Annotated in this window: 11 protein-coding genes; 2 read left to right on the top strand and 9 right to left on the bottom strand. The window is 62.7% G+C overall.

What is annotated here, in order from left to right; genetic code table 11:
* Positions 1-35 precede the first annotated feature (35 nt).
* From C495_RS03435 to C495_RS03425, 3 genes are all read right to left on the bottom strand, one after another.
* Positions 36-722: a hypothetical protein gene (locus C495_RS03435; RefSeq protein ID WP_008160043.1), complete on the bottom strand. Its 687-nt coding sequence runs from the start codon at positions 720-722 to the stop codon at positions 36-38.
* Between the two features lie 337 nt (positions 723-1,059).
* On the bottom strand, positions 1,060-2,067 hold the full coding sequence (locus tag C495_RS03430; RefSeq protein WP_049890123.1) for a tyrosine-type recombinase/integrase: 1,008 nt from the start codon (positions 2,065-2,067) through the stop codon (positions 1,060-1,062).
* 263 nt (positions 2,068-2,330) lie between these two features.
* Positions 2,331-2,828, bottom strand: coding sequence for a hypothetical protein (locus C495_RS03425; RefSeq protein WP_008160039.1), 498 nt, complete (start codon positions 2,826-2,828; stop codon positions 2,331-2,333).
* Between the two features lie 164 nt (positions 2,829-2,992).
* Between C495_RS03425 and C495_RS03420 the strand changes: the two genes are divergently transcribed.
* On the top strand, positions 2,993-4,408 hold the full coding sequence (locus C495_RS03420; protein WP_008160037.1) for an FAD-dependent oxidoreductase: 1,416 nt from the start codon (positions 2,993-2,995) through the stop codon (positions 4,406-4,408).
* A gap of 4 nt (positions 4,409-4,412) precedes the next feature.
* Here C495_RS03420 and C495_RS03415 read toward each other — a convergent pair whose 3' ends face one another.
* The 3 genes from C495_RS03415 to C495_RS03405 are packed head-to-tail and all read right to left on the bottom strand — an operon-like array spanning position 4,413 to position 6,444.
* Positions 4,413-5,117 carry an energy-coupling factor transporter transmembrane component T family protein gene (locus C495_RS03415; protein WP_008160035.1) on the bottom strand — a complete coding sequence of 235 codons (705 nt, stop codon included), beginning with the start codon at positions 5,115-5,117 and terminating at the stop codon, positions 4,413-4,415.
* A 9-nt stretch (positions 5,118-5,126) separates the two neighbouring features.
* On the bottom strand, positions 5,127-5,831 hold the full coding sequence (locus C495_RS03410) for an energy-coupling factor ABC transporter ATP-binding protein (protein ID WP_008160033.1): 705 nt from the start codon (positions 5,829-5,831) through the stop codon (positions 5,127-5,129).
* Between the two features lie 25 nt (positions 5,832-5,856).
* Positions 5,857-6,444, bottom strand: a complete 588-nt coding sequence (locus C495_RS03405) for a biotin transporter BioY (RefSeq protein WP_008160031.1) — start codon at positions 6,442-6,444, stop codon at positions 5,857-5,859.
* A 429-nt stretch (positions 6,445-6,873) separates the two neighbouring features.
* Here C495_RS03405 and C495_RS03395 point away from each other — a divergent pair, with 429 nt between their 5' ends.
* On the top strand, positions 6,874-10,719 hold the full coding sequence (locus C495_RS03395) for a DUF7282 domain-containing protein (RefSeq protein WP_008160028.1): 3,846 nt from the start codon (positions 6,874-6,876) through the stop codon (positions 10,717-10,719).
* Between the two features lie 116 nt (positions 10,720-10,835).
* On the opposite strand, the gene C495_RS03390 is transcribed toward C495_RS03395, so the two are convergent.
* From C495_RS03390 to C495_RS03380, 3 genes are all read right to left on the bottom strand, one after another.
* Positions 10,836-11,126 carry a DUF7545 family protein gene (locus C495_RS03390; RefSeq protein ID WP_008160027.1) on the bottom strand — a complete coding sequence of 97 codons (291 nt, stop codon included), beginning with the start codon at positions 11,124-11,126 and terminating at the stop codon, positions 10,836-10,838.
* A 73-nt stretch (positions 11,127-11,199) separates the two neighbouring features.
* Complete coding sequence (locus C495_RS03385; RefSeq protein WP_008160025.1) at positions 11,200-11,667, bottom strand: DUF5799 family protein; 468 nt, start codon at positions 11,665-11,667, stop codon at positions 11,200-11,202.
* Positions 11,668-11,757: 90 nt separating this feature from the next.
* A complete protein-coding gene (locus tag C495_RS03380; protein ID WP_049890153.1) occupies positions 11,758-12,258 on the bottom strand; it encodes a gamma carbonic anhydrase family protein in 501 nt (166 codons plus the stop codon).
* Between the last annotated feature and the right edge of the window lie 366 nt (positions 12,259-12,624).

Here is a 12,624-nt window from a genome sequence, read left to right as displayed (position 1 = left end):
GATGAAGCGCTACGCGAAAGGATACCTTCTCTCCTTCAGCAGTAGTCAATGTCTCTGGTACCGCCGAACGGCCCAACACTTCGTCGATTGAGAACCTCCAGCTCGATCTCAGCTTCTAGCTCGGCATCGCATCCGCCGAGTTGCCGAGCTCCGATCGTGGCTTCTCCTTTGACCGGGAGCACCGGAACGTTGAATTTGGGAGTAACGGCGCCATCCGCGAACTCGATTCCTCCACCCCAGACGGGATACCCGTAAATGATAAGATCGACCTCAACGCCCCATGTATACACGTCAAACGTGATTTCGGTACAGACTTCCGTACCAATGAGAGGGAGGGTACGACAGTCAACCTCCCACGTTCCGGAATCGGCATCGGTACGAATACTCGAGAACCTTTCTTCGACCTCATTCACCGTGACGTTACGGTCGTCACCTATGTAGATCCGTTCGTTTTTTACCCGTCCATCGCTGAGTCTAACATCTCCGTTATTGGGGCCCTCTAGAACGTCCCGGTATTCGTCATAGGTAATCTGGTTCTCAACTTGTCTGCTGTACGTAGTCGTTACCGGTCCCTTCGGGTATTCTTCTTCATCTCGGTGCCCTTCGTCCCAGTCTTCGTCTGCAGAAACCGGCGTTACTGTAATTGTCCCGAGGGCTCCAAGACCAGCAATGCTTGAGAGTACTTTTCTTCTATTCGCTCCAACCGGATCAGCTTGATCCATGATTCAATATATTCACCTTAGAATATAAAACTTATTATTACTCTATTCACTTAGGTTCGATTATATTTCATCAATTCTTTGTGACATATAACTCAACAAGAGACGATCAACGTCCTCTGCTTATTATACCCGGGGAAGCATCAGAGAGTTCCGATGAGACCCCTACAGCATGACGCAATGAACCTCTGTATCTTGCATAGGCTTCTCATCAGCCAGTGAATAAATCGCAACTTGCCGCGTTACATCTTTGCCCTGTACTTACCGCGAGTGTCACACCGAACTCTGAATACAGAAACCGTACTACCAACTATTGTTAAAACCTGATAGCGGTAGCTCTCTAAATATCCTTGAGGAAGTCTCTCCGCCGCTCTGCTTTGTCGTCGTGAGATCCTTTGTCGTAGTGTTTGTCTAAGATTTTCCCGCTCATATTGACCCTCTCACTCGTCACTTCTTTTGGTTGCCCCGCGTTCCGCGCAGCAGTAACGTATCCTCGTCGCAGCGCGTGTGGGCTGACGGAACCGGGGCACTTTGATGCGTGTCTCCACTGAGTCGCTTCACAGGTATCGGGATCTTCGTCAAATGGGCACGACTCTCCGTTATAGTAGCACGGCTTGGTTGCCATGTAGACGTGTTTCGTGATGGCTGTACGTCCTGCTCTACCGTGAGTCGTGGCAATCAGCGGTTCTCGTCCGTGGTCGTCAGTCACGTTCGGGCGAGTGTTCTCGATGTAGTCGTCAACGATCTCTGCGGCTTCGGGAGTGATGATAACGTCTCGTTCGCTGCTGCTTTTCCGTTTGAGGGGCGTTCCGCTATCAGGACGATGACGCAGCCCTATTGCGGGCCGAACGTCGTCATAGTCGTCGAGGTCAAGCGCTCGAAGGCCCCCAATACGCATTCCGCATTTCCATAGCAATAGTACGATGACGTGTCGCAGGCTGGCATACTCGTACTTCTCGAGGTAGTCGAGAATCGCGACAGCTTCGTCTCGAGTGAGGTACTCGTCGGATATTTCGTCGTCGGAATCGACTTTGGTGATGTTGACGAGTTCGTGCAGGCCGATGGGAACGGCTTGGATGGACTCGCAGAACTGTATGAAGTTCTTGACGGTCCTCATGTCGTTCCGGCAAGTGATGGGTTTCACGTTCTCGAGCCGCCATTCCTCGAACTTAGCGATCTCGTCACTATCGATTTCGGCCATATTGGTTATCTCGCGTTTGTCGAGATATTCCATGAACCGTGTGAGCGCAGTTGTATAGTTGTAGAGTGTTTTCTCGCTGACGTGTGCTTCTTTACGTTTCAGGTATCTCTTCATCGCGTCGCGAGGTGGGGTGGGTTTCACTTCCATGGGGTATCCCCCTTAACCCCGACTGGCTGCGCGGTGAATCCGTGAGGGATTAGGATTGCCGTCGTAGACGGCCTGTAAGCGCCGTAGGCGCGTCGAGGGTATCAAATCCCTCCACCGGCTCTTTCTGTTCGAACGACAGTGAGAAAAGAAGAGCGACTGGAGGGATTTGAATCAGGGAGCAGCTTCGCTCCGACCGTGGTTCACAATCGCCTCCACCGGCTTGCTTTTCGTGACTGGTCGTCTCGAGTAACGAAGGACTCGAGTCATCTCTCGACGGTGGCGTCCATCATCTCGCGACAGTCCCATTCTTCCGTGGGCCAGTCGAGTTCAGCCACGGTTCTACCGGCGTGATCTGCAACGCTGACCATATAGATGATGACATAGCTGAGACGATCAGCATCCGCATACGCGCCCGCTTCTGGGACGTATTCGTTCGTGTTGATGTCTTCGGGGAGTTCGGGATACCCTATTTCAATGCTGTCCATCGCCGTCTGTGTCTCGAGTTCGTCCCGCCAGTAGTCGATCACGTACTCGACACCGATCCTGATCGTCCCGACCTGGTCCGGGTCGCCGTCGATGAGCACGCGTGAGCAGTCCCATTTCGTGATCTCGACACCGTTTTCGCTCACTGTCCGGGGCCGGTCGTATTCGCTTGGGTCGCGGTCGTCTGCGGTGGCGATCTCTGCGATGACACTGCCACTGGCCGCGACACTGATGCTTGCCAGCACGTCTCGGCGGGAACGTGAATCGCCGTTTTGCATGTCGTATGCGATCACAAGCCACATTAAATAGCTCTCAGACACGCTGTTGACTAGTCAGACGGGCGGGATAATTTCTAAGACGGCTCCTCGAGAAACCGATACTAGCGTTCGGTCGCGATCCTGTCGGCCAACAGTATACAACCCTGCCGCTCGCAGGGGGTGGTATGACGAATACCTTCGTCGTCGTCGGTGGCGATGCAGCCGGCATGTCTGCGGCGAGCAAGGCGAAACGAGATGATCCCGACCTCGAGGTCGTCGTCTTCGAGAAAGGCGAGTGGGTCTCGTATGGGGCCTGCGGGCTGCCGTACTATATCAAAGGCGAGATTCAGTCGCTCGAGGCGCTGGTCTCGGTCACGCCCGAGGAGTTTCGGGAGGAGCGCGATATCGACCTCCGGACGGGTCACGAGGTGGTTGCGATCGATCCCGACGAGCGGACGGTCACCGCCGAATCGGCGTCGGAGACGGTCGTTCAGTCGTACGATCACCTGCTGATCGCAACCGGCGCAGCGGCGGTCGTACCGGAGATCGACGGCACCGACCGGGAGGGGGTCTACACCCTCGGCTCGATGAGCGACGGGAAGGAACTGCGCGAGTACGTCGCTCGAGCCCGCGGCGGGGAGTCGTTCCAGCAGCCGGATCGCGGCCCGGCCTGTCGGTTCCTCGAGGACTGTACCGGCCCGGTCGGCGTCGTCGGCGGTGGCTACATCGGCATCGAGATGGCCGAAGCGCTGGCGGCGAACGGCTTCGAGGTGAACCTGTTCCAGCGCGGCGACCGCCTATTGAAAGGCTTTAGCGAGGAGACGAGCGAGGCCGTCGCCGACCATCTCCGTGAGGAAGACGTCGCGGTCCATCTCAATGCGTCGGTCGAGGAACTCGCCGGCGGGGAGGCGGTCGAAGCAGTCGTCACGGATGACGATCGGATCGCCGTCGAGATGGTGTTGCTCGGCACAGGGGTTCGCCCGCGAACGGCTCTCGCCGAGGACGCCGGCATCGAGCTGGGGAAGACGGGTGCAATCGCGACCGACGCCTATCGCGAGACGAACGTGTCGGACGTCTACGCGGCAGGCGACTGTGCCGAAGCCACACACGTCGTGACGGGCGAGTCGGTGCACGTCCCGCTGGCGCTCTCGGCCAACCGCCACGGCCGAGCGGTCGGTCAGACCGTCAGCGGTCAGCCGACCGAAGGCGGCGGCGTCGCCGGCACGGCGGCGATTAAGGCGTTCGACGTCGAGGCAGCCCGAACCGGGATTCTGGACCACGACGAGGCACGAGCAGCCGGGTTCGATCCCGTCACCGAGACGGTAACAGCGAAATCACGCGCGGGCTACTATCCCGAGGGTGGCGACGTCACGATCACGCTGACCGCTGATCGTGACTCCGGGCGTATCCTCGGCGGGAGTCTCGTCAGTGAGTACGGCGAGGGGGCCGTCCACCGCAGCCACGCTATCGTCGGCGCACTCATGGAGGAAACAACCGTTTTCGAACTCGAGAACTACGACCTCGCGTACGCCCCGCCGTTCAACACGACGTGGGACCCGGTGCTCGTCGCCGCAAAGGTGCTCGCTGGGAGCCTTCGCTGAGCGTTCACAGCGCAGCCGAAAGCGCGAGCACGAGCGCTCCCGCGAGCACGGGGTAATCGACCCGCGAAAACGCCAGCGTGGGCAGCGTCGGATTCCAGGCGAAACAGCGTGCCTGCAAGGCGAGTGCGAGTCGATCGGCCCGGTCGAACGCCCGCGAAAGACCGAGCAGCGAAAGCGTGCTGGCGCGCTCGACGACGCCGCGCTCGTCGCCCAGACGGGCAGCCATCGCATCACGGATCGTCCGGAGGTCGGCCTGCAAGACCGGCAGGAACCGAAAGACGAGCGCGACGCCGATGCCAAGCACCTGTCCGGGCTTGCCGGGGATCGTCCGCTGGATCGCGGCCCGCGAGGCACGAACCGGGGTCGAGCGGATGTAGGCCGCGCTGACGAGCAAAATGAGCAGGACCCGGTAGCTTGCCCGCCCGGAGGCGCTGGCGTCCGTGAGATCGAACCACGGCGACCCCAGCGTCAGCCCGGCGACCAACGGCGCGATGGCGAGGATGACCAGGGCGAAGCGGTAAGCAGAGAGCGCCTCGAGCAGTGGGACACGAGCGCTGAACAGGATCAAGCCGGCGACGATGGAGAGGACGAACAGCGCCCGCGGGCTGGTGTGTGCCAGCGCCGTCGTCGCGAAGCCGATCTGGACGGCCAGCTTCGTGCGGGGATCGAGCCGGTGGGCGAGCGTGTCGTCGGGATCGTAGGTGAGCATCGTCAGTGGTCAGGTGTCGGGGACGCGAACCTCGAGTCCCGCCAGTGCCTCGAGTGCGCGTTCAGGCGGGTCGTCGACGACAATCTCGCCGTTTTTCATGGCGACGATACGGTCGGCGAGGTCGACGACGTCACGGAGGTCGTGAGTCGTCAGCAAGATCCCGGTGCCGTCGGCTGCGAGCGACTCGAGGCGCTCGAGGACGGATCGGCGAGCGGGGTCGTCGAGTCCGGTAAAGGGTTCGTCGAGGACGAGATGGTCCGGGTCCATCGCGAGTGCGCCCGCGATGGCCACGCGCGACTGTTCGCCACCCGAGAGCGCGTCGATACGCTCGTCGCTGCGACCGGCCATGTTGACGGCCTCGAGAGCGGCCTCGACCCGGTGATCGATCTCCTCGCGTGCGAGACCGAGGTTTTCGGGCCCGAAGGCGACGTCAGCACCGATCGTCGCGGCGACGAACTGGTCACGAGGGTGTTGAAAGACCATGCCGACGGCTGAACGGGCGGCGATCAAGTCATCCGCGACGGGCGTGCTGTTGACGAGGACTTCGCCGGAGTCTGGCTCGAGGAGGCCATTGCAGTGGCGCAACAGCGTCGTCTTCCCGCTGCCGTTGGCTCCCGCGAAGAGGACGAACTCGCCGTCGTCGATCGACAGTGAGACGTCCTCGAGGACGGGGACGTCGTCGAAGGCGTACGAGACGGAGCGAAACTCGATCATGTCGTCGTGGTCAGGAAACGCCAGCTCACGACTGGATCGGCTTGATACGGCCGCTTTTGACGATGGCGATCGCCGCGGCTATCTTGAGCAGTTCGCCGGGGAGAAACGGCAGCGCACCGAGGGAAATCGCCTCCCACGCCCCGAGCTCGAGGAGCCAGGCCATGTAGCCGGTGCCCATGCCGTAGATGAGGATCGTCCCGACGACGAGCGCGACGATGACGACCGGAAGCGAAACGGCAGCGGGATCTCGAAGCTCGGTGTCTCGATGGACCATGAGCCCGATCAGGCCCGCGGCGAGCGGGTACGACCAGAGGTAGCCGGCCGTGTTGCCGACCAGCACGCCGAGTCCCGCACTCATCCCCGAGAAGACAGGCAGCCCGATGGCTCCTGCGGCGAGATAGAGTAGAATCGAGGTGGGTCCCCACACCGGCCCCAGGACGAGGCCGGCGAGGAAGACGAACAGTACCTGCAGCGTGATCGGGGCCGGCGACAGCGGGATTGGTATCGAGACGGGCGCTGCCGCGCCGAGTAGTGCGGCGAGCAATGCCGCACGAGCGAACTGACGAACGATATCGCCATCGACGAGATCCACCGAATTTTGTTCTGTTGCCATACCACTGCCACTCTCGTAAACCTAGTTCAACACTTCGGTTTCCGAGATGGTCGACACCGAACCGTCACCTCGCGTCCGCAGTACGCTCTTGGGTGTACTGATTCGAGCGAAACAGGCTGCTACCTCTCACTCGGCTGGCTACTCGAGTCGGCTGCCGGATCGGGTCGCGGTCTCGACACCGGCTCTCGATCGAACCGAGCAAGCTGTCGGGTTCCATGACGATAATCCCGGATTGTGTCTCACCGCTAACTGAAACGACCAGCGGGGCTTATGCATGCAGTCACTCCGTGTGAGAGAATCAATGCAATCCGTGAGTCCGAGGGTCAATCGGTGGGGCGACTGCACGACGGGCCGACGCCAGCGACCGACTGGCGAGGGGGCGATTCTCGATAGCCATCCGACCGTCCCCGTCGACGGGAGACTCGAGCCATGAGCGGACGGGGGTCGGTCGCCGTCGCGCTCGTCGCCGCGTTGCTGGTAACGAGCGTTCTGGCGGTACCGGCACTCGGCGGGAGTAGCGGCGTGCCCGACGGCGACCAGCCAAACGGTGTGAGCGCCGAGGGGGCGGCCGCCGACAGCCCGCAGGCTGCAAGCGACCTCGAGCTCGTCTCGCTGGAGCCGATAGCGGAACTGAATGCACCGAACAGCGGTCCACAGCCATCGCTGTCGGTTCAACAGGACGATGCCGTCGAGGACGGCGTCGACGACGGGATCGAACTCGCCCAGTCTCAGGGTGTCGAGGTGAGCCAAGAGCAGCGCGAGGCGGCGCTCGAGGGCGCACGCGAGTCAGTTGTCCAACATCAGCAAGCCGACGTCGAGCAGGTCCAAGAGGCGACGACGGGGGCAGTCCACGGCTCGCTCATGCAGGCCCAGCAGGTCGAAGCCGAGCAGGTCCAGTTTGCCGTCAGCGGGGCGACCGACGGCGCACTCGCCCAGTATCAGACGGTCTCAGCGAGCCAGATGCAGAGTGCGACGTGGGGCGCAGCACACGGCGCGGTCGCCCAAGAACAGCGCGTCACCGTCGAGCAGATTCAGGTCGCAACTCGCGGTGCCGCTGCCGGTGCAGCGAGCGAAGCCGGTGACAAAGAGATCACCCACGCACCGAAGATTCAGGAGGCCGCACAGGGTGCGGCCTACGGCGTCCTCGAGCAGTATCAGCAGATCACGGTCGAACAGCGCCAGCAAGTCACCCTCGAGCACGTCCAGTACGCAGCCGCGGGCGCATCCGCAGGGGCGCTCGAGGGAAGCAGCGAGCTCGGCCTCGAACAAGAACAGCGCGTCGAGGTCGAACAGTACCAGCGGGCGACGGTCAAGCAGATCCAGAAGGCCGCAACCGGGGCTGCAAAGGGCGCGCTCGTCCAGCAACAGACGGTGACGGTCGAGCAGACGCAGGCGGCCGCACACGGGGCGAGCAAGGGGGCGTTGATACAGGTCCAGTCGATCAGCATCGAGCAGGTCCAGCGGATCTCGATCACGCAGATTCAGGAGGCATCCTTCGGTGCGGCCAAGGGGTCGATAACACAGAGTCAGGAGGCGACTGTCGAGCAGATTCAGGCCGCGGCTGACGGGGCGGCTGGTGGCGTGCTCGTCCAACAACAGGAGGTTTCGATCACGCAGATCCAACACGCCGCCATCGGTGCGTCACAGGGAGCGCTCGAGTCGGCGATCCAACAACAGGTCGTCAACGTCGAACAGATTCAGGCCGCTTCGTTCGGTGCTGGCGAGGGTGCTGTGATCCAGAAACAGGTCATCGACGTCACGCAGGTGCAAGTGCTCGCAGCCGGCAGCGCAAGCGGCGTGCTGGTCCAGCATCAGGAGGCGACCGTGGAACAGCTTCAGTTCGCCGCCAGCGCCGCCTGTCAGGAGACAGCTCGAGCAGTGCAGTACCAGCGAATTAGCATCACGCAGCTGCAGGTTCTGACACAGGACTCGGCGGCAGATGCGACCGCGTACGCCGTTCAAGAGGAGATCGACGACGACGTCGAACTCAGCCAGTTCCTCGCGGTCGAACTCACCCAGCGCGTCGAGACAATCGACGAACTCGAGGGTGAGGCGATGATCACGTTCGCCGATCAGGAGCGTGACGGCGACAGTGTCGTCGTCGATAGCGTCGAGCTCTCGGAGGGCGGCTTCGTGGCGATCTACGACGGCGATGCCGTCGCCGACCCGGCCGGCGTGCTCGGCTCGTCGGACTACCTCGAGCCCGGCGCGCACAGCGAGGTTGAGATTGACCTCGAGACACCGATCGAAGACGACCAGCCACTCGTCGCGGTGGTCCACCACGAGACGACCGGCGACGAGACGTTCCAGTACGCAGCGAGCGATGGTACCGATGACGAGCCGTACGTCACTCCTGTCGGAGCACCGGTCCTCGACACGGCACTCGTCACTGTCGGTGAGATCGACGAGCCCGACGAGCCCGACGAAGCTGAGCCGGAAGCGACGCTCGAGGTCGGCGACCAGACGGGCGATGGCGAGACGGTCGTCGTCGATGAGGCGAGCGCAGACGTCGAGTACACCGTCACGGCCACCGCTGACGACACGTCCGGCGAGAGCGACACATTCGAGGTCGAGGAGACGGTCACTGGGCTAGACCTCGCCCTCGAGCCGCCGCTCGAGGAATCCACGACCGTCGACGTTGCGGTCGTCGACAGCGAGGGCGACGAACTCGCGACCGAGACGATCGAGTACACGCTCGAGGACGAACCCGAGCCGGAAGCGACCCTCGAGGTCAGCGACCAGACGGGCGATGGTGAGACGGCCGTCGTCGACGAAGCAAGCGCTGGCGTCGACTATCGCCTCATCGTCATCGACGAGGATGGCGAGCAACGCGGCGAAAGCGAGGTCTTCGAGGCCACTGAGACCGCCGAGTTCGAATCGCTGGCCCTCGAGCCCCCACTCGAAGCGAACACGACACTCGAGATCGCCATCGTCGACACGGCCGGTGACGAACTCGCGACTGAGCCGATCGAGTACACGCTCGACGGCGATCCGGCGACGTTCGATGTCGAGTTCATCGATTGCTCACAGGCTGCGGTGACGGGGTCGTTCGACGAGGGTGACACGGTCATTGTCGCCACCGGCTTCTACGAGTCGGGTGGCTTTGGCAACACGCTCGGCGAGTACGCGATTACGGTCGGCGAGGACGTCGAGGCACCGTTCGAGGGGACGATTACCTACGAGCCCGGCGAGGAGTTCACTGTCACCGAGACCGATGCCGGCGCGACCGTCACCGTTCCTGAGGGCGACTTCGGCGTCGCGATCACCGGCTTCGCCTCGCCCGATGCGGTGCCGGGCGAGATCGACTATCCGAACCCCGACGCCAGCGAGTGTCTCGCGGAGGTTCGCCCCGAACTGCCGACGCTGAGCGTCGAAGAGACAACGCCGAGCGAGGACGGCATCGACGTCACCTTCGGCTACGAGAACCCGAACGACGCGACGCTGGTGGTCGACAGCGAGTTCCTCGAGGGGGCGACGGCCGACGAACCAGTCGACGAACTCGAGCCCGGGACGAACACGTTCACCGTCGAGTGGACGCCCGAAACCGACGACGAACGGCTCGTCTGGGCGGTCGACATGAGCAGATACGACTACGACGCAGACGCCGTCGAACCCGCTGCAACGGCGACGGCCGGTGAACTCGCGCCGAGCGAACCAGCCGAGTTCGCCGTCTCGATCACGGGCACAAACGACCCTCTTGAACAGGGTGAGCCACTCGAGGTGGACGCCGAGATCGAAAACGTCGGCGGTGAGGCGGGAACACAGGAGATCGAACTGGCCGTCGGCAACGCCGTCGTCGATACCGACACGGTCTCGCTCGAGCCCGATGAGTCGACGACACTGACGCTGACTGCGGATACCGCTACGCTCGAGCCCGGCGACTATCCGGTGACGGTCTCGAGTGAGGACGCCCTCGCCGAGACGACGGTGACGGTCGACGCGGCCGATGAGCCGGAGCCGCCGGTGGAAGACGACTCGAGCGATGACAGCCCATTCGAGGAGGACCCGGGCGATGACGGCCCGTTCGAGGAGGACCCGGGTGATGACAGCCCGTTCGAGGAGGACCCGGGTGATGACAGCCCGTTCGAGGAGGACCCGGGCGATGACAGCCCGTTCGAGGAGGACCCGAGTGATGACAGCCCGTTCGAGGAGGACCCGGGCGATGACAGCCCGTTCGAGGAGGACCCGAGTGATGACAGCCCGTTCGACGATGATCCGTTCGAGAACGATCCGTTCACCGCGGTCGCGACCGACGGGATTCAGTTGATACTATAATCCATCCGTAACACCCGCCTCGAAGTCCGAGACGGCGCGGTAGCTGTGGCTGTTCGATCACGTGATCATACGTCATCTATCGCTCGAGTCGGTGTCGAATCCGACGGTCGTCTCGGTCAGTGCTGGTGGCCGGTTGCTTCGCCGTAGGTGACGCCGAAGCGTTCCTCGAACAGGTCCATGATGCGGGCTTCTTGGGCCTCGAGGTCTTCGTCTGCGCCCTGTCCGTGGTGGACGAGGTGGTGGGCGCGGCTGGCGAACGACAGCAGCGCGACGTCGCCGATCGTTTCGGCGTCGGTCTGGTCGCCCTCCGCGACGAGGTCGATGAGACCGGACGGAATCGTCACTTCGTCGGTCGTGTCATCGTCGGTGCTGATCGAGACGGTCGTGGTTTCAACGTCATCGCTCATACCCGTACGGTCGGGTAGCGCACCTATAGGTGCTGTGGCTTGGGAGTGTCTGACCGCAGCCGGCAGACGACCGCTACGCGTCGGCGGCTGCCGCCTGTCGAACCGACTCCCAGCGTCCGTCCGACTCGAGGTGTGACTGTAACTCCTCGGCGTACTCCTGTGTGAGCCGTTCGGCGGCCCGCAGTTTGTCGGCATCGCCGTCGCCGTCGTCGCTGCCGCCCAGCCCGAGCGCGCCCTTGATCGAGCCGACGAGACCACCGCTCGAGGAGCCACCCTGTTGGCCGCCACCCTGCCCGCCCATCGCGCCCATGCCGGTCGGCATGTTGTCGAGTTCGGGGATAATCTGCTCGACGCTGTCGGTGTTAGCGACGATCCGTGCGCGGTCGGGATCGTCGGCGTGTTCGATCTCGAACTCCGTGGCAGTCATAATTAGACTCCACTGCTGGTTCGAAAACTCCGACTCCGCGATCCGTGTCGAAAACGCCTGATCGACGGTCATTCGCGCGCCGACGATCCGGTCCGTCCACGAGTTGTCGCTCATAGCAGCCGATTGGTGCGGTGGCTGTATCAGCGTTTTTATCAGCACAACCACACGACATGCCGTCGATTCCGATCGACGGCTTCGATCGACTTACTCGAGTCGGTCGGATGTCTCGGCGTGTTTCGTCGACAGTTCGACGTAGCGGTCGGCCGTCGCACCGAGATGTGGGTCGTCGATCTCGGTTTTCACCTCGGCGGGCGCGCCGACGACAAGCGTCGATGGCGGGATCTCGGTGTCTTCGGTGACGACGCTGCCGGCCGCGACGACGGCACGCTCGCCGACGTGGGCGCCGTCGAGAACCACCGCGTTCATGCCAACCAGCGCGCGCTCGGCGACGGTCGCGTCGTGGACAATCGCGCTGTGGCCGACCGTCGAGTACGGCTCGAGGACGGCGTCCTCGTGGAGGACGGCGTTGTCCTGGACGTTTGCGCCTTCGCCGACGACGATCTGTCCGTGGTCGCCTCGAAGCGTCGTGTTCGGCCAGACGCTGGCGTCCGCCTCGATGACGACGTCGCCGATGACGACCGCCGCCTCGTCGACGTACGCCGAGTCAGCGACCTGTGGCTCCGTTCCGTCGAACGAACGTAACATGCCAGCATCTGTCTCGGGGATCGCCTTGAAGATGCCCATTGTCGTTTCAGCCCCGGTTTCAGACGACTCTTCCTCGAGATGCCTCCTGAACTGAGTGGGAGCACACACCGTGGCGGTCCCAACACACATTGGCAGTACGGCTATCACGTCGTCCGCACAAGCACCGATTGCGACGGACCCTGACCGCATCGACGGAGGGCATCCGTCGTTGGATACCCGCAGCCACCACGATTCGCGCCCCACTCGCTTGTCTCGGTCGTCGTGCGGGCGACGAGCCGTGCACCGCGATGGGGCGGTTACCGGCCGCTGGCTGGCGGGGTATCATCCCACACCTCTCCCCACTCGAACCCCATCCCCCTTCCTTGG

The organism is Natronorubrum sulfidifaciens JCM 14089, assembly GCF_000337735.1.
Lineage (GTDB): Archaea > Halobacteriota > Halobacteria > Halobacteriales > Natrialbaceae > Natronorubrum > Natronorubrum sulfidifaciens.
This window is presented reverse-complemented; position numbering and strand designations above follow the sequence as displayed.

Excerpts from the sequence above, each read along its gene's own strand:
- C495_RS03435 (WP_008160043.1), bottom strand. The coding sequence starts at position 722 with ATGGATCAAGCTGATCCGGTTGGAGCGAATAGAAGAAAAGTACTCTCA.
- C495_RS03430 (WP_049890123.1), bottom strand. The coding sequence starts at position 2,067 with ATGGAAGTGAAACCCACCCCACCTCGCGACGCGATGAAGAGATACCTG.
- C495_RS03425 (WP_008160039.1), bottom strand. The coding sequence starts at position 2,828 with ATGCAAAACGGCGATTCACGTTCCCGCCGAGACGTGCTGGCAAGCATC.
- C495_RS03420 (WP_008160037.1), top strand. The coding sequence starts at position 2,993 with ATGACGAATACCTTCGTCGTCGTCGGTGGCGATGCAGCCGGCATGTCT.
- C495_RS03415 (WP_008160035.1), bottom strand. The coding sequence starts at position 5,117 with ATGCTCACCTACGATCCCGACGACACGCTCGCCCACCGGCTCGATCCC.
- C495_RS03410 (WP_008160033.1), bottom strand. The coding sequence starts at position 5,831 with ATGATCGAGTTTCGCTCCGTCTCGTACGCCTTCGACGACGTCCCCGTC.
- C495_RS03405 (WP_008160031.1), bottom strand. The coding sequence starts at position 6,444 with ATGGCAACAGAACAAAATTCGGTGGATCTCGTCGATGGCGATATCGTT.
- C495_RS03395 (WP_008160028.1), top strand. The coding sequence starts at position 6,874 with ATGAGCGGACGGGGGTCGGTCGCCGTCGCGCTCGTCGCCGCGTTGCTG.
- C495_RS03390 (WP_008160027.1), bottom strand. The coding sequence starts at position 11,126 with ATGAGCGATGACGTTGAAACCACGACCGTCTCGATCAGCACCGACGAT.
- C495_RS03385 (WP_008160025.1), bottom strand. The coding sequence starts at position 11,667 with ATGAGCGACAACTCGTGGACGGACCGGATCGTCGGCGCGCGAATGACC.
- C495_RS03380 (WP_049890153.1), bottom strand. The coding sequence starts at position 12,258 with ATGTTACGTTCGTTCGACGGAACGGAGCCACAGGTCGCTGACTCGGCG.